The sequence below is a fragment of the Pseudomonas sp. TAE6080 genome, from assembly GCF_018732265.1.
GTDB classification, from domain to species: domain Bacteria; phylum Pseudomonadota; class Gammaproteobacteria; order Pseudomonadales; family Pseudomonadaceae; genus Aquipseudomonas; species Aquipseudomonas brenneri.
On the sequence record NZ_JAHIDY010000003.1, the window covers coordinates 190,909 to 210,323 of the forward strand.

Genomic DNA, 19,415 nt, shown 5'->3' on the forward strand with positions numbered 1-19,415 from the left:
AGGAGCGAGCTTGCTCGCGAAAATCGTCGGCAATCACACGGGCATCCCGGATGGACGCGGTGCCCTTGAGTCCTTCGCGAGCAAGCTCGCTCCTACAAGAGAGGTCAGAGAGTCATCGCGGCAAACCAGCCGAACACCAGCAACGGCAGGTTGTAGTGCAGGAAGGTCGGGACCACGGTGTCCCAGATGTGGTGATGCTGGCCGTCGATATTCAAACCCGAGGTCGGTCCCAGGGTCGAGTCCGAAGCTGGCGAACCGGCGTCACCGAGGGCCCCGGCGGTACCGACGATGCACACAATGGCCAGCGGGCTGAAGCCCAGTTGCACACACAACGGCACAAAAATCGCTGCGAGGATCGGCACCGTGGAGAACGACGAGCCAATGCCCATGGTCACCAGCAAGCCCACCAGCAACATCAACAGCGCACCCACGCCACGGCTGTGGCCGATGAAGGCGGCGGAGGACTCCACCAGGGTCTGCACCTGGCCGGTGGCCTTGAGCACTTCGGCAAACCCCGAGGCGGCGATCATGATGAAGCCGATCATCGCCATCATCTTCATGCCTTCGGTGAACAGATCATCAGTGTCGCGCCAGCGCACGATGCCCGATACCGAGAAGATCAGGAAACCGGCCAGGGCACCGACGATCATCGAGTCCAGCCACAACTGGATGATAAACGCCGAGGCAATGGCCACCCCGGCCACCAACAGGGTCAGCGGGTTGTATTGCACCGCTACTTGTTCGACCCGCTCGATCTTCTCCAGGTCGTAGATGCGCTTTTTGCGGTAGCTGATAAACACCGCTACCAACAGGCCGAACACCATGCCCAGCGCCGGAATGCCCATGGCGTGGGTGACGTTGACCTGGCTGATATCCACGCCGCTCTTGGCGACATTGGCCAGCAGGATCTGGTTGAGGAAAATATTGCCAAACCCTACCGGCAGGAACATGTACGGGGTGATCAGGCCAAAGGTCATGACGCAGGCGATCAGGCGCCGGTCAATCTGCAACTTGGTCAGCACATACAGCAGCGGCGGCACCAACAGCGGAATAAAGGCGATATGGATCGGCAGGATGTTCTGCGAGGCAATCGCCACCGCCCCCAGCAGGCAGATCAGCAGCCATTTGACGTGATTGCCGCCGCTCGCCTCCTGGCGCCCCACCAGCAGCAGGGCCTTGTCCGCCAGGGCATGGGCCAGGCCGGACTTGGCAATCGCCACGGCGAAAGCCCCGAGCAATGCGTAGGACAGCGCCACCGTGGCACCGCCGCCCAGGCCGCTGTTGAATGCGCTGAGCGTTGCGTCGATGCCAAGACCGCCGGTCAAGCCACCGACCAGGGCGCCGACGATGATCGCGATGACCACATGCACGCGGGACAGGCTGAGCACCAGCATGGTACCGACCGCGGCGATTACTGCGTTAATCATGGTTACCTCAAGACAGAAACGTAATGCAGGAGCGAGCTTGCTCGCGAATAACCCAAGAACGCCGCGATCAACCGGCAAACCAGCATGATCGTTCACGATCTTCGCGAGCAAGCTCGCCCCTACAAAAAAACACACGCCAGAGCCTAGCCCGCCGAGGTAACGGCAGCGTGGACGCCAGCAGAAAAGGAGTTTTATTAGAGGGCGCGCACTTTGCAGCAGCAGGCGCGCCATGTCAAAGCGCGACGTCGCAGACAGAATTCAATTGAGCGTATGAATAAAGAAAAAAACCGGGCGGCCGATACAACGGATCATCTCTGTCGTAACGAAAGGTTAAGGATCTCCATGTCGCTCAGGCAGCTGTCCATTCAATGGAAAATCACCCTCCTCGCCGGCCTTTGTCTGTTGGGCATCGTGACCCTGCTGGTGGGCCTTTCGCTGTATCGGATGGACCAGAGCTCGCAACGCGTCCAGGCCTCCAGCACCGAGATGCTCAACGTCGCGGCCCAATCGCGCATCGAAGCCCAAGGTGAAGTCCAGGCCCTGGGTATTCGCCAGCAGTTCATGGACGCCTACCAGTACGGCCATGGCTTTTCGCGCCAGGTGCTGTTTTTGCGCGAACAGGCCGAGAAACGTTTCCTCGATGCCTTCGACCTGCGTGAAGACCTGACCCGCCAGGTCAAGGCCGCCCTGCAAGCCAACCCGGACCTGCTGGGCCTGTCCCTGGTCTTCGAAGCCAATGCCCTGGATGGCAAGGATGAGCTGTTCGCCGGTCAACAGGAGCTGGGCAGCAACGAAAAAGGCCGCTTCGCCCTGTACTGGTCACAACCGACACCCGGCACACTGACTTCGATGGCGCTGCCGGAAAGCGACATGTCCGACACCAGCATCGGCCCCAGCGGCGAAAAGGCCAACACGTGGTTCACCTGCCCGCGTACCACGCTCAAACCGTGTGTGATCGAACCGTACTTCTATGTGATCGACGGGCAAAACGTATTGCTGACCAGCATCGTGTTCCCGCTCACGGTCAATGGCAAAGTCATCGCCTCGCTGTCGGTGGACATCAACCTCAACAGCTTGCAGGCCGTCAGCCAGAACGCCAGCCGCAAGCTCTATGACGGCCAGACCCATGTCAGCATCATCAGCCCGGTGGGTTTGCTTGCCGGCTATAGCCCGGATGCAAGCAAGCTCAGCCAGCGCCTGGACAGCGTCGACACCACCAGCGGTGCGCAATTGATCAGCGCCATGGCCAACAGCACCCAAACCTTTAGCCTGCGCACCGATCATCAGCTCAAGGTGCTGGCACCGTTTCAGCCGATTCCCGACGGCAAGTCGTGGGGTGTGTTGCTGGATGTCCCGGAAAAAGTCCTGATCGGCCCCGCGCAAGCGCTCAAGGCCGAACTGGATGCCGACAACACCAAAGGCACCCTGCTGGAACTGGGCCTGGGTTTGCTGGCCGCGATTGTCGGCCTGTTGCTGGTGTGGCTGATGGCCCGCAGCGTCACCCGGCCAATCCTCGGTGTGGCCCATATGCTGGAAGATATCGCCAGCGGCGAAGGCGACCTGACCCGACGCCTGGCCTACGACAAGCGCGACGAACTCGGTGAACTGGCCAGTTGGTTCAACCGCTTCCTCGACAAGCTGCAACCGATCATTGCCGAGGTCAAACGCTCGGTGCAGGACGCGCGCAGCACCGCCGACCAATCAGCGGCAATTGCCAGCCAGACCAGCGCCGGCATGGACCAGCAATACCGCCAGGTCGACCAGGTAGCCACCGCCTCCCACGAAATGAGCGCCACCGCCCAGGATGTGGCCCGCAGCGCCGCACAGGCCGCACAGGCCGCCCGCGATGCCGATCAGGCCACCCGCGAAGGCCTGACCGTGATCGACCGCACCACCGCCAGCATCGGCGCCCTGGCGGCAGATATGAGCACGGCCATGACCCAGGTCGAAGGCCTGGCAGCCAATAGCGAACAAATCGGTTCCGTCCTGGAAGTGATCCGCGCAATTGCCGAGCAAACCAACTTGCTGGCGCTCAACGCCGCCATTGAGGCGGCCCGCGCCGGTGAGGCTGGCCGTGGCTTTGCGGTGGTGGCGGATGAGGTGCGCAACCTCGCCCGACGCACCCAGGAGTCGGTGGAGGAAACCCGCCAGGTGATCGAGCAGTTGCAGAGCGGCACCCGGGAAGTGGTGGGCTCCATGAACAACAGCCATCGCCAGGCCCAGGGCAGTGTCGAGCAGGTGGGCCAGGCCGTTACAGCATTGCGCCAGATCGGTGATGCGGTGACGGTGATCAGCGACATGAACCTGCAGATCGCCAGCGCCGCCGAGCAACAAAGCGCGGTGGCCGAGGAGATCAACAGCAACGTGGCGACTATTCGCGACGTGACCGAGTCGCTGTCGGGCCAGGCCAATGAATCGGCGCGGGTCAGCCAGACGCTCAACAGCCTGGCCAATCAACAGCAAGGCTTGATGGACCAGTTCCGGGTTTGATGGTGATTTAACTGGCGCTGTACGGCGCCAGCTCACAACTCCAGAGCTCCACCGCCGGCTGGCTCGCCTGTGGCGGGCCGAGCCAGGTGCTCATCCACTGGCAACGCTGGTTGAAACACAGTTGATAATCCCCGGCCTCGGGGGTTCGCCCCAGGCGTAGGGGTTGCAGCGGGGGCAATTGACGCTGGTAATGCCAACTGCCCTCGCGCAGTTCGGCGCCGTGCGGAATCTCCATACCGGCCCCGGAACCCTTGACCCGTGCCTCGCCCAACACCAGCCCCTCGGGTCTCACGCGGTAATCCTCCTCCCAGCGCACTTGCTCAATCGTATGCGTCCAGGCCAGGGTGAAGGCCGGCGTGGGCACCTGTGCCCACACCGTGCCCGCCAAGCCCAGACACAGGCCGATCACACCGTAGCCACCTGGGCACGATGGGCACGCCAGCAGTGCTGCGCAATCAACAGCGCCGCCAGGACAAAGCCGATCTCATCGCTTAACGGCGTTGCCAGAATCAGGCTGGTGCCGGCGGCAAAGCCCAGCAAGCGCTCCCACCAGCTCAGCCTGGCCTGCAAGTAACCGGTAAACGCAGCGCCCCAGATACCAATGGCCAGCAACGCCTTGGCCACCACATAAAAAGTGGCCAGCAGGCTATCGCCCTGCAGCATCAGTGCCGGTTCGTACACCGCCATAAACGGCACGACAAACCCGGCAACGGCGATGCGCACCGCCCAGAAGCTGATCTTCAGGCCGCTCTCCCTGGCAATCGGTGCCGCCGCGAAACAGGCCAGCGCCACCGGCGGCGTGAGGTCGGCCATGATGCCGAAATAGAACACGAACATATGCGACACAATCAGCGGCACGCCCAGGTCCAACAGTGCCGGGGCGGCAATCGAGCTGGTGATGATGTAGTTGGGAATCGTCGGTATGCCCATGCCCAGCACCAGGCAGGTCAGCATGGTGAGCACCAGCGAGAGGAACAGATTGTCCTGGCCGATGGCGAGGATGTAGCCGGCAAAGGTCGAGGCCACCCCGGTCAGCGACACCACGCCGATGATCACCCCCACCAGCGCGCAGGCGATCCCTACCGGTACTGCATGGCGGGCGCCTTCAACCAAGGCATGCAGGCAGATTGTCAGGGTGTCGCGGCCGCCCTTGATGAACCAGCACACCGCCACCAACAGCGCCACTACCCCGAATACCATGCCGATACCCAGTCGGAAGAAGCCCGCGCACAGCACGCCCAGGACGATCCAGAAGACAAAGCGCATGGCCGTGGACGACACCCGCAGGATGATCGCCGAGCCAAGAATCACTATGGACGTGAGGGCCAGGCCGACCATGCCCGAGAACAAAGGGGTGCGCCCGGAAAACAGCAGGTAGATCAGCACAAACAGCGGAATCAGCAGGTACCAGCGCTGCTTCACCGCCGCCCAGGGGTTCGGGCACTCATCCTTGGGCAGGCCACACAAGTTGGAGCGCTTGGCTTCCAGGTGAACCATCCAGAATACCGAGCCGAAGTACAACAGGGCCGGAATCAGCGCGGCCTTGGCCACCTCGAAAAACGGCACGTTGATCGTCTCGGCCATGATAAAGGCCACAGCACCCATGATCGGCGGCATGATCTGGCTGCCCATCGACGCGGTCGCCTCCACGCCACCGGCAAACGCCGATTTATAGCCGAAACGCTTCATCAACGGGATGGTGAATTGGCCGGTGGTGACCACGTTGGCCACACCTGAACCGGTGATCGTGCCCATCAGCGCCGAGGACACCACCGAAACCTTGGCCGGGCCGCCGAGCTTGTGGCCGAACAGGCCCATGGCGAAGTCGGTGAACAGCCTGATCATCCCTGCCTGTTCGAGAAACGCACCGAACAGGATGAACAGGAAGATATACGTGGCCGATACGTAGGTCGGAGTGCCGTACAGCCCTTCGGTGCCAAAGGCCAGTTGGTTGACGATCTGGTCAATGGCATAGCCACGGTGCATCAGCTCGCCCGGCAGGTACTGGCCGAACAGGCCATAGGCCAGAAACAACGCACAGATCAGCGGCAAGGCAATGCCCATCACCCGTCGCGCGGCTTCGAATACCAGCACGATCAGTACCAGGCCTGCGACCATGTCGCTACGGGTCAGGTCGCCGGAGCGTTGAATCAGGTCGGCCTCGAAATACCACTGGTAGAACGCCGTCGCCATCCCCGCAAGGCCCAGTAGCCAGGCCATTGGCTGCCAGGGCTGCTCCTTGCCACGCGCCGGAAAGCACAGAAACACCACCAACAGCAGAAAGCCCACATGCACGGCACGCAGAATCTGGCTGGATACCGGGTGAAAGGCTGCGGTGATGATCTGAAAGATGGAAAACAGCAGCGCGACATAGAACAGCGCTCTCGGCCAACTGCCGGGATTGGCGGCGAGGCCTTGGTCCTGCTCGCTCATGGGGTCACTCCCTGGTTACAACGTCGATGTGCGAACAAGACCCGCGCGCGATGGGCGCCGGTTTTGTTCGCAGTGCCAGCACATGGCCGGAGCGGATGACGCGGGCAAAGCGCCCTACTGTCCCGTCACTTACAGCGCGCCCGCTTCCTTGTAGAACCGCTCGGCGCCGGGGTGCAGCGGGATCGGCAGGCCCTTGGCCGCGCCTTCGAGCTTGATGTCCTTGGCGGCCGAGTGGGCGTTACCCAGGCGATCGAGGTTGTTGAACATGAGTTTGGTCATCTGGTAGGCGACGTCATCAGACACGCCATCATGGCTGACCAGCAGGTTGGTGATGGCCACGGTCGGTACATCGCTGTCCTGGCCGTCATAGGTGCCCGCCGGGATCGAGGCCGCCTGGTAGGCCTTGTTGTCGATCTTTGCAGTGACATCCGCTGGAATGGCCACGAAGGTGATCGGCATAGTCGCGGCCAGGTCGCGGATCGCCGCCATGCCCAGGCCCGAAGACTGCAAGGTCGCGTCCAACTGACGGTTCTTGATCAGCTCGACCGACTCGGCGTATGGCAGGAACTCGACCTTGCCCATGTCTTCGTAGCTCAGGCCGGCGGCCTTGAAGATGGCGCGGGCATTCAGTTCGGTACCGGACTTCGGCGCGCCGACGGAGATGCGCTTGTTTTTCAGGTCGGCCAGGGTGGTGATGCCCGACTCCTTGCTGGCGACAACCTGGATGTAGTTCGGATAGGTACCGGCAATCGCCCGCAGTTTTTTCAGTGGTGTCTTGAAGCCGGCGTCTTCCACGCCATTCCAGGCATCGGCGACCGAGTCGCCGAGGGCAAAGGCCAGCTCACCGCGACCGGCTTGCAGCAGGTTGAGGTTTTCCACCGACGCCTTGGTGGCCTGTACCGAGGTCTTCGAGCCCTCGATACCGTTGCTGTACAACTGCGACAAGGCCACGCCAATCGGGTAATACACGCCACTGGTGCCACCGGTCAGTACGTTGATAAAGGTCGGGGCGGCGAGTGCCGAGGAACTGGCGGCAAGGGCTGCGGCAGCAGCAAACAGACTGAAGCGTTTGGTCATTCGCATGGATTCACCTTTTATCTTTCTTATTAGGTGCCGAGCAGCCAAGTGCTGGCTGACGAGCGCTATGGCAGATGCCGTGCCTGCAAGCCTGGGAAACTTGCCCGGCACGGCTAACCAGGTGGCAGTTATAAGCGAAATTGAGTCAGCCAGGCTCTGTAAGAAAAGTCTTGTTGCAAATCGGCGCCCGACATTTTCAGCTGTCGGCCAATCAGGTTGGGCGTCGAGGCAACTCGATCAGCACCTTGAGGCCACCCAGTTCACTCTCGTGCAACTGCAATGCACCACCCCACACCTCGACGATATCGCGCACGATGCCTAACCCCAGGCCGTGGCCATGGGTTTGTTCGTCCAGGCGGGTACCACGGCTGAAAACCTGGTCACGCTGACTCTCGGGAATGCCCGGGCCGTCATCCTCGACGATCAGTTGGTAGTTGTGCGCAGTCTGCTCAATGCTCAGGCGCACTTCGGCATCCGCCCATTTGCAGGCGTTGTCCAGCAGGTTGCCCAGCAGCTCCAGCAAGTCTTCGCGGTCCCACGGCAGTTGCAGGCCAGGGCGCACGTGGTAGCTCAAGTCCAGGTGCTCGCCGTGGATCATGTTCAAGGTCGCCAGCAGGCCCGGCAGTTCACTGTCGCAGTCGAACAATGCACCAGGCAGGGTTTCACCGGCCAGGCGCGCGCGGTTGAGTTCACGGTTGAGCCGCTGCTGCACTTGCGTCAATTGTTCGCGAAGGAGCTTGGCCAGCTGTGGCCGGTCCTTGAGCTGCTCGCTGGACGCCACGCTCAGTAACACCGCCAATGGGGTTTTCAGGGCATGGCCGAGGTTGCCCAGCGCGTTGCGTGAACGCTTGAGGCTGTCTTCGGTATGGGCCAACAGGTGATTGATCTGCGCCACCAGCGGTTCCAGCTCCACTGGCACCTGGGTATCCAGTTGTGAACGCTGGCCTTGCTGCAACTGCGCAATCTGCTCGCGGGCGGTTTCCAGTGGGCGCAGTGCCCGGCGCACAGTGACACGCTGCAGGACCAGGATCAGCAGCAACGCCGCCAACCCGAGGACCAGGCCAACCTGGCGCATCAGGCGAAAGCTTTCCCTGACCGGTGTGTAGTCCTGGGCCACGCTGATCGAAATCGCCTGGCCAAACCGTTTGTAGTCCGAGCGCAATATCAACAATTGCTGGCCTTCGGGCCCCAACTGCAGGTTGCCCTTCAAACCCGCCTGGGGCAGTTGTGGCAGCTCCTGATCCCACAGTGAGCGGGAGCGCCAGTGGTTGTCGCCGAAGTCGATACGGAAATAATGCCCGGAGAACGGCCGCTGATAGGCCGGCGACAAGCGTTGCTCATCCAGTTGCACGCCACCTGGGCCGCGCACCAGGGCCACCAGCAGGTTTTCGCTGTCGTTGCGCAGGCCGGACTCCAAGTAGCGTTGCAAACCCATTTCGAACAACCACAGGCTGGTTTGCGCCAGCACCAGGCCGACGATCACCATCACGCTGATCAGCCCCAGGCTCAGCCGCCGCTGGATCGACCTCACGTGGGGCTGGCGCCAAAGCGATAACCCTGGCCGCGCCGGGTTTCAATCACACTACGGCCGAGCTTGCGCCGCAGGTGGTTGACATGGACTTCGAGGACGTTGGAGTCACGTTCGGTTTCACCATCATACAAATGCTCGGCCAGATGGCTTTTCGACAGGATCTGCTCGGGATGCAGCATGAAGTAGCGCAGCAGGCGAAACTCGGCAGCGGTCAGTTGCACCTCGGCACCGTCGCGTATCACGCACTGGCGGCCTTCATCCAGATGCAGGCCGGCCGCCTGTAGCGTCGGCTGGTTGGCCTGGCCATGGGAGCGGCGCAACAGGGCCTGGATGCGCAAGTGCAACTCCTCGGGGTGAAACGGCTTGCTCAGGTAATCGTCGGCCCCGGCCTTGAGCCCTTCGATGCGCTCGGCCCAGGAGTCGCGGGCGGTGAGGATCAATACCGGGGTCGCCAGGGCAGCGGCGCGCCATTGGCTCAGTACCTCAAGCCCCGGCAGCCCGGGCAGGCCGAGGTCAAGGATGATCAGGTCGTAAGGCTCGCTGCGCCCCTGATACACCGCATCGCGACCGTCCGCCAGCCAATCCACCGCATAGCCCTGGGTTTTGAGCCCGGCCATCAACTCATCGGCCAGGGGCACGTGGTCTTCCACCAGAAGCAGGCGCATCAGTCATCTTCCTCGTCTTTAAGCAGTACGCCGGTGGTCGCGTCCAGTTTGATTTCCCGAACCACGCCGTCGGTGGTCACCAGCTCCACTTCATAGACGTAACTGCCGTGTTTACTCTCAAGCTCGGCCTCCAGCAACCGCGAGCCGGTATGTCGTGCCATGGCCTGCTGCAACAGTTGCTCAAGGGGCAGGATCACCCCTTGCTGGCGCAGTGCCAGGGCTTCGTCCTGATTGAGGTCCCGGGCAGCCACCACCGAGCAAAAGGCCAGGAGCACCAGCGCCAGTCGACTGCCGGTGCGTAGATTTACCTTCATTACGTATCCTGATGATCCTTGAGGACTTGCCCGGTGACCGCGTCCAATTCCACATCCCACTCCACACCTTGGGCATCGCGCAGGTCAACCTGGTAAATGTACTTGCCGTACTCCTGTTCCAGCTCGGTCTCATGCACGGTGCCGCCAGGATGTTTGGCCAGGGCGGCGGCATTGAGCTTCTCGAACGACAGGATGGTACCAGCGTCACGCAATTTGAGTGCTTCATCCGGCCCCAAGTCCCGCGCCTGAGCCAGGCCGGTGGTGAGGGCGATGATACTGGCGACAATAGTTGCCGTGAGGATTTTCATGATGATTCTCCATTTCAGGATGTTTTGCCTACGGCCCCCACAGTACGGATCGCAACTTAACTGAAACTGAATTGCCATCATGGCAATTATCCCACAACACCTTGCCAGGCCCTGGGGAAGATTTCCTATACTGCCCCGCTCGCCTGCACAGAGATCGGTATGACGGCCATCCACATCAAGTTCCCAGCCCTGACGATCAAGGCTGGCCAGCGCGCCTTTTCACGCATTCGCGAGCAAGGCCTCAAACCTCAAGACGTGGGCATCCTGCCCGGCGCGGCCGGTGGCCCCAAGGCCTTGGGGATCCAGGGCCTGGACTTGGCGCTGTTCGGTGACTGGCTGGCACGCGCGCCCCGCGAGCGCTCGCTGATTGGTGCGTCCATCGGTTCCTGGCGCTTTGCCAGCGCCTGCCTGCCCGACCCGGTGCAGGGTCTGCTCGACCTCGGTCGCCTGTACAACGAGCAACGCTTTGCCAAGGGCGTGACCATGGCCGAGGTCAGCCAGAGCTGCCAGCGCATGCTCGATGACCTGCTGGCCGGCCGCGATGCGATGCTTCTGGCCAACCCGCACTATCGCCTGAACATCGTTGTCGTCAAAAGCCATGGCCTGCTGGCCGACGACCACCGTGGGCGCCTGGGCCTGGGCCTGTCCTCGGTGATCGCCGACAACCTGCGCGGGCGTGCGCGGCTGTCCCGGCATTTTGAGCGGCTGATCATCCACGATCCGCGCCAGGCGCCACCCCTGCATCCGCTCAAGGATTTCCCTTCGCGCTTTCTCGACCTGGAACTGGGCAACCTGCGCCAGGCATTGCTGGCGTCCGGTTCGATCCCGATGGTCATGCAAGGCGTGCGCGACTTGCCGGGCGCCGGTGCCGGCACCTATCGCGATGGCGGCCTGCTGGACTACCACCTCGACCTGCCCTACCACGGCGATGACATTGTGCTGTACCCGCACTTCACCGATCGGGTCATCCCCGGCTGGTTCGACAAGAGCCTGCCCTGGCGGCGCAGCAACCCGCAGGGTTTGCAGGATGTGTTGCTAGTGGCCCCGTCACGGGACTATCTGGCCCGCCTGCCCCACGGCAAATTGCCGGATCGTAGCGACTTCAAGCGCTTTCTGGGGGACGACACCCGCCGCAATCAGTACTGGCAAACCGCAATGAGTGAAAGCCAGCGCTTGGGTGATGAATTCCTAGAATTGGTCGATAGCGGCCGATTGGGCGAGCGACTGATTGCGCTCTGAATTGCCTGCCGTGGACACGGTTAATAATTTCGAAAAAATTATTGTAATTAGATAATTATTCATGGATTATGCTTCCATCAACCCCGTATGGATCTGTCCATGAACAATCATCTCGATTCCGTCTCCACCAACACCCGATTGCGATTCATCGGGGCATTTGCCGCGCTGCTGGCATGGTGTGTCGCATTGATCGAATTCGGTGTGCCCATTTTGTTCTGGGTCTTCGACTATCCCAGCACCCTGGCGGACTACATGAAGACCTACGGCGAACAAATGCCTTTGTTGCTGGCGCCCGGCTATCAGCCATCTTCGCTGGCCATGGGCCTGGCCCTGGCATTGGAAATGCTGCCCATCAGCCTGACGATTGTTGCACTGGTGCTCACCGGACTATTTTTCATGGGTATTTCCAAGGGCCGTATCTGGACCGAGTCAAACATCAAGATGCTGTGGTGGATGGGGTTACTGTTTATTATCAACCCCCTGCTGGCCCCCATTATTCATACGCTCCAAGGGTTGGCCTTTGCTATCGACATGCCACCCAATGAGCGAAGCATCAGCATCGGCATTGGTATTTCATCCCAAGCCATCTATGGAATACTGCAAGGCATCTTCCTTTGTGCATTCTCACTCATAGTGGCCGAATCAAAAGTTATCAACGATGAAAACAAAAGCATCATCTAAACCATGACCATCATTATTCGTTTGGACGTCATGATGGCGAAGAAAAAGGTCCGCTCCAACCAGCTTGCAGAAGCCATTGGGATTACGGAAGCCAATCTGTCGCTATTGAAAAACGGAAAAATCAAAGGCTTTAAACTCGAAACCCTGAACAAGCTCTGTATCGCCCTGGATTGCCAGCCCGGCGACTTGCTGGAATTCGAGCCTGAAGAGCCCTAGGCCCTGGACTGTACTGCCTGGCTCTTGGGCAGCCTTGTAAAAACACTGACCAACTTAAAGCGGACCTTTTCCTATGAAACCCATGAAGTTCCTGGGCCTCTTCACTATCGTCCTGATGACTGGCGGATGCAGCAACACCAGTTTCAACCCGTCCTCGTTCAAGGTTTATGAACCTGGCACACAGTTTGGCAACCGCTACGGTTCTTCTGCCTGGCTGGAAACTCCTTGCCGTAAACGTGGCTGCGACAACAACAAGTTGTTCTTTAATCCAGCCCAACCCGAGTCAACCATGGAAAACACTCATCATGGGTTTTAACAGCAAAACATCCCGTAGCCTTGGCTTGTTGCTGCTTCTGGCGCTAGGCCATGCAAGCGCGCAAGACCTGCCCAATCAATCGCTTCTCACTCGATATGGCGTCACCGAGGATCAATTGCCAGCAGCCCCCGCCGCCCCGGTACTGAACCCCGAGCCGACGAAAAGCCGCTTTGCGATTCAGCCCGAACGGCCATTGATCAGAGTGGAGAAAAATGGCGATCTGGTATCCGAAACCACCGGCAATATCAGCATTGATAACGCCGCCGCCCAAGGGCAGGAGCAGTGCGCACGCGCGTATGCAGAACTGGGGCGCCGAGGGTCGCAGCGCACACTGCCGTGCGGTGATGGGGTCAAGGTCAGTACAACGGTATGGTCCCAGGAATAACCGGACTTTATACACACCGCCAGATCACTTGATAAAACAGGTTAGAATGCGCACCACGTCGCTCGCCCGGGCCCATCAAGCGCCCACCCGATACTGACAATCGCACATCGTCCTAGAAACTCCTGCCTTACAGGTCATACCGTGGAAATTTTCAAAGAGTTCACATTCGAGTCCGCCCACCGCTTGCCTCACGTCCCCGAAGGCCACAAATGCGGGCGCCTGCACGGTCACTCGTTCAAGGTGGCCATCCACCTGAGCGGCGACCTCGATCCGCATACCGGCTGGATCCGTGACTTTTCGGAGATCAAGGCGATTTTCAAGCCGCTCTACGAGCGCCTCGACCATAACTACCTCAACGACATCCCCGGTCTGGAAAACCCTACCAGCGAAGTGCTGGCCAAGTGGATCTGGAACGAGTTGAAGCCGTTGCTGCCAGAGCTGAGCGCCATCCGTATTCATGAAACCTGCACCAGCGGTTGCATTTATCGCGGCGAATAGCCAACCGAGGGACCGAACCATGGAATCCACCTGGCTGGCCCAGGCCAAGCGCCTGCAGGCATTGGCCTCCACCGGGCTGCACTTTTGCACCGATGACTTCGAGCGCGAACGCCTGGAAGAGATCGCCCAGATTGCCCACAACATGCTCGCGCAGTTGGGGCACGTGCCGCTGGAGCGCATTACCGGACTGGTCTCGGACTTCGCCCAACGTTATTCAACACCAATGATCGATGTCCGTGGCGCGCTGATTGAAGGCGATCGGATCCTGCTGGTGCGCGAAGCGACTGATGGCTGCTGGGCATTGCCGGGGGGCTATGCCGATATCGGGTTGTCGGCCGCCGAAAACATCGTCAAGGAGCTTCACGAAGAGGCTGGACTGAGTGTCACCGCACGGGCGCTGTACAGCGTGACCCACAAAGCCAAGGGCCTGTACCGGCCCGACGTGCGGGACTTCTACAAGTTGTATTTTCTCTGCGAGCGCACCGACCAGGCCGCGCCCATGGCGGGTTTTGAAACCACCGACGTCGGCTTCTTCCGCCTCGACGAACTGCCGCCCCTGTCACGCGGGCGCACCATCGAGAGTGATCTTGAAGCGGCCTTCGCCTTTCACCGCGGGGACATCACCCAAACCCTGTTCGACTGACACCCAGGCGCAGTGATCCAATTTGTATCACCCCTGCACCGCATTCGTGCCCGGCAGGGCAACACCCACAAGCAATTTCGCCTTCCGGGCCTGCCCAGCCCTGAATACTGTGCAACCTGCACAGCGTCCACCGTGCACCCATCACTGCCACGCAGTTGGCACGCGCGCTGCAACAGACCCTGTGTCACTCACAGGGGAACGGCACATGACGCAGAACGAACCGGGCAACGATTACCCTCTCAGCGAAGTGCCCATGCATGCACGCAAGGGCCTTGGCTCCACGGCCATGGTGTTGCTGGGCTTTACCTTTTTTACCGCGACCATGTTCGCCGGCGGCAAGCTGGGGGTGGCCTTCAGTTTTACCCAGATGCTCGGTGTCGTGGCCCTGGGTAACCTGCTGTTGGGTATCTACGCCGCAGGCCTGGGTTACATCGCCTTCAAGAGCGGCTTGAACTCAGTGTTGATGGGGCGTTTCTGCTTCGGTGAAGTGGGTAGCAAGTTGAGCGACCTGATCCTGGGCTTCACCCAGATTGGCTGGTACGCCTGGGGCACCGCCACGGCGGCGGTGGTGCTGGGCAAATATTTCGAATTGAGCCAGGGCAGCGTGCTGGCGCTGATGGTGCTGTTCGGACTGGTGTTCTGCGCCACGGCCTACGTGGGTTATCGAGGCCTGGAAATCCTCTCTTACATTGCCGTCCCAGCCATGGGCCTGCTGCTGTTGCTGTCGATGTGGGTGGCCACCGTAAAAGTCGGCGGGCTTGAAGGCTTGCTCGCGGTCGTGCCGAGTGGCGCGCTGGATCTGTCCACGGCCATTACCCTGGTATTCGGCACCTTTGTCAGTGGCGCCACCCAGGCGACCAACTGGACACGGTTTTCCCGCTCGGCCAAGGTCGCGGTACTGGCCAGCCTGATCGGCTTTTTTATCGGCAACGGCCTGATGGTGCTGATCGGTGCCTACGGCGCCATCGTCTATCAACAGCCGGATGTGGTGGAAGTGTTGCTGCTGCAAGGTTTCGCCATGGCCGCAATGGCCATGTTGCTGCTCAATATCTGGAGTACCCAGGACAACACCATCTACAACTTCGCCGTCGCCGGCTGCAACCTGCTGCGTACCAAACGGCGCAAGACCGTGACCCTGGCCGGCGCCGTGATCGGTACCCTGCTGGCCTTGCTGGGCATGTACGACATGCTGGTGCCCTACCTGATTTTGCTGGGCACCGTGATTCCACCGATTGGCGGGGTGATCATGGCCGACTTCTTCTATCGCTATCGCGGCCAGTATCCTCGGTTGGCAGACGTGCGCTTGCCGGCGTTCAATTGGCCGGGGCTGATTGCCTATGCCGTCGGGACGGTGCTGGCATTCAGCTCGCCGTGGGTTGCGCCCCTGGTCGGGATTGTCGCTGCGGCCGCCACTTACATTCTGCTCACGGCCGTCCTGCGCATACGCGTGCCATTGGCTGACGTTCAGGCATGAGCCTGACCGTGGCGGATGTGCTGGCCCTGCCGGGGCTGGAGTCCATGAGCCTGCGCGCGGGTAGCGCAGGCCTGGATAATGGCGTGCGCTGGCCTTATGTGGCCGAGAACAACGGCATTGCCGAGTGGGTGCTGGGGGGTGAACTGGTGTTCGTCACCGGCATCAACCATCCACGGGATGAGACCAATCTCCTGCGCCTGCTGGACGAAGCCTGCTCGCGGCGCGTCGCTGGCCTGGTGATCCTGACCGGGCCGGATTACATCCAGGGGATTGCCCCGGGATTGCTGGAAGCCGCCGACGCCGCCGGGATGCCGCTGATCGAACAACCTTATTCACTGAAAATGGTCCTGGTGACCCAGGCCATCGGCTCCGCGCTGATTGAGTCCGAGCAGTTGGGACGTTCACGGCATGAGGTGCTGGAGCGCCTGTTGGCCGGAGACTATCAATCCCTCGACCTGCTCCTGCACCGCGCTAGCCAACTGGGCATGCCACTGACCGGGCACTGGCAAGTCGTGCAGTTGCAACTGGACGGCGGCGACGCGTTATTTGCGCAAAACCTGGCGGGGGATGCCGAGGCCCAGTTGGCCCGCCAGCACGATGGCATTACCCGTCGATTGCGCCAGTTCGCCGCCGAGCATCCCTCGCGCCTGCCCGTGCTCGGCAGGGCTGGACAATGGACCCTGCTGCTTGCGGCCACCCATCAGGACCACCGGCAACGCCTGGCGAACTGGCTCAAACCATTGAATCTGCGCCTGGCCCCGCTAAAGCTGAGTGTCGGCTTGAGCGCGGCCCAACACCCGGCCTCCGGCCTGGCCCAGGCCCTGGACGAAGCTCGCCAGGCGCTGGTGGTCGCCCGGCGCTTTGGCGAACATGCCGGTGTCTGTGTCTACGATGAACTCGGGGTGCTCAAGCTACTGAGTGCGGTGCGCGATCGCGGGCTACTCGACCAGTTTCTCCATGAGCGCCTGGGGCCGCTGCTGCGCCATGACCAACGCCACGGCCCCAGCCTGATGCCGACCCTGCAAGCCTGGTTCCTCGACAATGGTAACCTTGTGGCTGCGGCCCTGCGGTTGGCGGTCCACCGCAATACCCTGACCCACCGCGTCCAGCGCATCGAGGCCCTGTGCGGGCTATCGCTGGACAATCCCAATGACCGTCTGGACATCGGCGTCGCGCTGATGATCTGGCGGCTGTCTGCCTGATTGCTTTTTGCCCAAGAGGAACTTGCCCATGCATATCATCAACGCCCGCCTGCGCAACCGTGAAGGCCTGCATGATCTGCACCTGGAACATGGCCGGATCGCCAGCATTACCCTACAAACGGCCGTACCGCCCCTGGGGCCGGACGACCTGGACGCCGCTGGCAACCTGGTGGTACCGCCTTTCGTCGAACCCCATATCCACCTCGACGCCACCCTCACCGCCGGCGAGCCGCGCTGGAATATGAGCGGGACGCTGTTTGAAGGGATCGAATGCTGGGGCGAACGCAAGGCCAGCATCACCCAGGAAGACACCAAGACCCGCGCCAAACAGACCATCCAGGCCCTGGCGGCCCATGGCATCCAGCATGTGCGCACCCACGTGGACGTCACCGATCCCGACTTGACGGCGCTCAAGGCCATGCTCGAAGTGCGCCAGGAGAGCAGCCACCTGATCGACCTGCAGATCGTCGCATTTCCCCAGGAGGGCATCGAGTCCTACCGCAATGGCCGCGAGCTGATGGAGGAAGCCATTCGCCTCGGCGCCGATGTGGTGGGCGGCATTCCCCATTTCGAGTACACCCGCGACCAAGGGGTCAGCTCGGTCAAGTTCCTCATGGACCTGGCCGAACGCACGGGCTGCCTGGTCGACGTGCATTGCGATGAAACCGACGACCCCCACTCGCGGTTTCTCGAAGTGCTGGCCGAAGAGGCACGCAGCCGTGACATGGGTAGCCGCGTCACCGCCAGCCACACCACGGCCATGGGCTCCTACGACAATGCCTACTGCGCCAAGCTGTTTCGCCTGCTGGGACACTCCGGCATCAGCTTTGTGTCCTGCCCCACCGAAAGCATTCACTTGCAGGGCCGTTTCGATAGCTTCCCCAAACGCCGGGGCGTGACCCGGGTCAACGAACTGCTGGAGGCCGGCATGAACGTCTGCTTCGGCCAGGACTCCATCGTCGACCCCTGGTACCCACTGGGCAACGGCAACATCCTGCGAGTGCTCGAAGCCGGTTTGCATATCTGCCATATGCTCGGCTACAGCAACCTGCAGAGGGCCCTGGACCTGGTCACCGACAACAGCGCCAAAGCCATGGCCCTGGGCGATCGCTACGGCCTGGAGCCCGGGCGGCCGGCCAACCTGTTGATCCTGTCGGCAGACAGCGACTACGAAGTCATTCGCAGCCAGGGCCTGGCGTTGTATTCGATCCGCAACGGCAAGGTGTTGATGAAGCGCCAACCGGCGCAGGTGACGTTTCTATAAACAATCAAGTCCATATACCCCTAAGCCTTGGTGCGTCGCGGCCCCGAACAGACTGACACTCAGCAGCGTATCCGCCTGAACCTGCAGACGTACCGGCGCCGTGCCACCCGGCATCACCACGGCAACTTCTCCCGCCTCGACCCAGCCAGCCCGCCATGCCGCACAGGCAACCGCGCTGGCACTGGTCCCGGAGGACGCCGTAGGCCCCTCGCCACGCTCGAATACCCGGGCGATCAGCCGGTTGCCAGCCTCGCGCGCGACCCATTGCAGGTTGACCCCGGCCGCACAGGGCCGGCCATCACCTGCTGGAGGGGCAAAGGCAATCGCTTTCAACGCATCGAACAGCTCAGGCTGGTGCATTTGCCGATTGTCCGGCAAGTCCGATACTTGCTCGACCAAGGTCACACAATGGGGGTTGCCAATACGCACAAATTGACTGCGCGCCCATTGCGAGTTAATCGCGGCCAGCGCACTCACAGGGCCCGGTTCGGCACTCCCCACCCCCTGCGCACCCACCGCCTGCGGCCCGAATGCCGGCTGCCCCAGCGCCAACCAGAACCCTGGAACCTGCTCATGGACCGCCAGCTCAACCCAGGTCGCCACCGGCGATAGCGCATCAGGTTTGTCATGGTGTACCAGCAGTTCGCAGGCCTGGGTCATCAACCCCGCATCCGTCAGGGCCTGGGCAAAGATCGTCAAGCCATTGCCGCTGCGCTCGGCCAGGGAACCATCGGTATTGATGATCAGCAGGTCATACGGCGGCGCAGCCTGAAACGGCCCGACCAGCAAACCATCGCAGCGATAGGCCTTGGCCTCGGCTGGCCGCGGCGACGTCCCCCAGCCACATTCAGACGCTATCGCCGACGCCGCCCACGCCTGGCGGGTACTGGCGGCCAGCGCGGCGCTAGTGGGCACGGCAATGCCCCGGCGACGTAACAGGGCCGGGCTGACCACTCCGTAGATATTGCCGCGAGCGTCGTAGAACAAGGTCATTGTGTGGTCCACCTCAACATCCGCCGATTGTCGGCAATGGGAAAAGCGCATGGCGATTGTGGGGGATGTCGGCGTAGGACACCACTTACGGGAGTGCTGAGCATGACCATGGCAAAAACACCTGGGTCACTCGTGCCGAGGTCGTGCAAGTCAGGGTACGTCCCGGTAGCCACCTGACCCGCATGCAGAAGTGGCCTGGAAGGTGGTAATCCTGTGCAAACAGCCCGGGGTTCAACGCCATTCACACGGATTACGCACC

General features: G+C 61.4%; 20 protein-coding genes. 11 read left to right on the forward strand and 9 right to left on the reverse strand.

From position 1 onward, the window contains the following. Positions 1–104: 104 nt before the first annotated feature. Complete coding sequence (locus tag KL786_RS04460; protein WP_215516915.1) at positions 105–1,424, reverse strand: Na+/H+ antiporter family protein; 1,320 nt, start codon at positions 1,422–1,424, stop codon at positions 105–107. Between the two features lie 345 nt (positions 1,425–1,769). Here KL786_RS04460 and KL786_RS04465 point away from each other — a divergent pair, with 345 nt between their 5' ends. Then, the gene (locus KL786_RS04465) at positions 1,770–3,917 is read left to right on the forward strand and encodes a methyl-accepting chemotaxis protein (protein ID WP_215516880.1); all 2,148 of its coding nucleotides are present in this window, start codon (positions 1,770–1,772) and stop codon (positions 3,915–3,917) included. 7 nt (positions 3,918–3,924) lie between these two features. On the opposite strand, the gene KL786_RS04470 is transcribed toward KL786_RS04465, so the two are convergent. From KL786_RS04470 to KL786_RS04500, 7 genes are all read right to left on the reverse strand, one after another. Further along, positions 3,925–4,326 (reverse strand): DUF1850 domain-containing protein, encoded by a 402-nt coding sequence (locus KL786_RS04470; RefSeq protein WP_215516881.1) that lies wholly within the window; start codon positions 4,324–4,326, stop codon positions 3,925–3,927. Next, entirely contained in the window at positions 4,323–6,350 is a 2,028-nt protein-coding gene (locus KL786_RS04475) for a TRAP transporter permease (RefSeq protein ID WP_215516882.1), read from the reverse strand. The genes KL786_RS04470 and KL786_RS04475 overlap by 4 nt, the downstream gene beginning before the upstream one ends. 129 nt (positions 6,351–6,479) lie before the next feature. Next, positions 6,480–7,433, reverse strand: coding sequence for a TAXI family TRAP transporter solute-binding subunit (locus KL786_RS04480; RefSeq protein ID WP_215516883.1), 954 nt, complete (start codon positions 7,431–7,433; stop codon positions 6,480–6,482). Positions 7,434–7,638: 205 nt separating this feature from the next. Next, positions 7,639–8,958 carry a sensor histidine kinase gene (locus KL786_RS04485; protein WP_215516884.1) on the reverse strand — a complete coding sequence of 440 codons (1,320 nt, stop codon included), beginning with the start codon at positions 8,956–8,958 and terminating at the stop codon, positions 7,639–7,641. After that, on the reverse strand, positions 8,955–9,623 hold the full coding sequence (locus tag KL786_RS04490; RefSeq protein WP_032857454.1) for a response regulator transcription factor: 669 nt from the start codon (positions 9,621–9,623) through the stop codon (positions 8,955–8,957). The genes KL786_RS04485 and KL786_RS04490 overlap by 4 nt, the downstream gene beginning before the upstream one ends. Beyond that, positions 9,623–9,937, reverse strand: coding sequence for a PepSY domain-containing protein (locus KL786_RS04495; RefSeq protein WP_215516885.1), 315 nt, complete (start codon positions 9,935–9,937; stop codon positions 9,623–9,625). The genes KL786_RS04490 and KL786_RS04495 overlap by 1 nt, the downstream gene beginning before the upstream one ends. Further along, complete coding sequence (locus tag KL786_RS04500; RefSeq protein WP_215516886.1) at positions 9,937–10,245, reverse strand: PepSY domain-containing protein; 309 nt, start codon at positions 10,243–10,245, stop codon at positions 9,937–9,939. The genes KL786_RS04495 and KL786_RS04500 overlap by 1 nt, the downstream gene beginning before the upstream one ends. A 159-nt stretch (positions 10,246–10,404) precedes the next feature. Between KL786_RS04500 and KL786_RS04505 the strand changes: the two genes are divergently transcribed. The 10 genes from KL786_RS04505 to codA all read left to right on the forward strand — a co-directional run bounded on the left by KL786_RS04505 (position 10,405) and on the right by codA (position 18,163). After that, entirely contained in the window at positions 10,405–11,484 is a 1,080-nt protein-coding gene (locus KL786_RS04505) for a patatin-like phospholipase domain-containing protein (RefSeq protein ID WP_215516887.1), read from the forward strand. A 99-nt stretch (positions 11,485–11,583) separates the two neighbouring features. Continuing rightward, positions 11,584–12,165 carry a hypothetical protein gene (locus KL786_RS04510; RefSeq protein ID WP_215516888.1) on the forward strand — a complete coding sequence of 194 codons (582 nt, stop codon included), beginning with the start codon at positions 11,584–11,586 and terminating at the stop codon, positions 12,163–12,165. A gap of 3 nt (positions 12,166–12,168) precedes the next feature. Beyond that, entirely contained in the window at positions 12,169–12,381 is a 213-nt protein-coding gene (locus tag KL786_RS04515) for a helix-turn-helix domain-containing protein (RefSeq protein WP_215516889.1), read from the forward strand. 73 nt (positions 12,382–12,454) lie between these two features. Continuing rightward, positions 12,455–12,697 carry a hypothetical protein gene (locus KL786_RS04520; protein WP_215516890.1) on the forward strand — a complete coding sequence of 81 codons (243 nt, stop codon included), beginning with the start codon at positions 12,455–12,457 and terminating at the stop codon, positions 12,695–12,697. Continuing rightward, on the forward strand, positions 12,687–13,082 hold the full coding sequence (locus KL786_RS04525) for a hypothetical protein (RefSeq protein WP_215516891.1): 396 nt from the start codon (positions 12,687–12,689) through the stop codon (positions 13,080–13,082). The genes KL786_RS04520 and KL786_RS04525 overlap by 11 nt, the downstream gene beginning before the upstream one ends. A gap of 141 nt (positions 13,083–13,223) precedes the next feature. Then, on the forward strand, positions 13,224–13,580 hold the full coding sequence (gene queD / locus KL786_RS04530; RefSeq protein ID WP_003190259.1) for a 6-carboxytetrahydropterin synthase QueD: 357 nt from the start codon (positions 13,224–13,226) through the stop codon (positions 13,578–13,580). Positions 13,581–13,599: 19 nt separating this feature from the next. After that, positions 13,600–14,223: an NUDIX hydrolase gene (locus tag KL786_RS04535; protein ID WP_032857471.1), complete on the forward strand. Its 624-nt coding sequence runs from the start codon at positions 13,600–13,602 to the stop codon at positions 14,221–14,223. 205 nt (positions 14,224–14,428) lie between these two features. After that, the gene (codB, locus tag KL786_RS04540; protein WP_215516892.1) at positions 14,429–15,697 is read left to right on the forward strand and encodes a cytosine permease; all 1,269 of its coding nucleotides are present in this window, start codon (positions 14,429–14,431) and stop codon (positions 15,695–15,697) included. Further along, the gene (locus KL786_RS04545) at positions 15,694–16,899 is read left to right on the forward strand and encodes a PucR family transcriptional regulator (protein WP_215516893.1); all 1,206 of its coding nucleotides are present in this window, start codon (positions 15,694–15,696) and stop codon (positions 16,897–16,899) included. Before codB ends, KL786_RS04545 begins: the two co-directional genes overlap by 4 nt. 28 nt (positions 16,900–16,927) lie before the next feature. Beyond that, on the forward strand, positions 16,928–18,163 hold the full coding sequence (gene codA, locus KL786_RS04550; protein ID WP_215516894.1) for a cytosine deaminase: 1,236 nt from the start codon (positions 16,928–16,930) through the stop codon (positions 18,161–18,163). Here codA and KL786_RS04555 read toward each other — a convergent pair. Further along, complete coding sequence (locus KL786_RS04555; RefSeq protein ID WP_215516895.1) at positions 18,158–19,156, reverse strand: diaminopimelate epimerase; 999 nt, start codon at positions 19,154–19,156, stop codon at positions 18,158–18,160. The genes codA and KL786_RS04555 overlap by 6 nt on opposite strands. Positions 19,157–19,415: the final 259 nt, after the last annotated feature.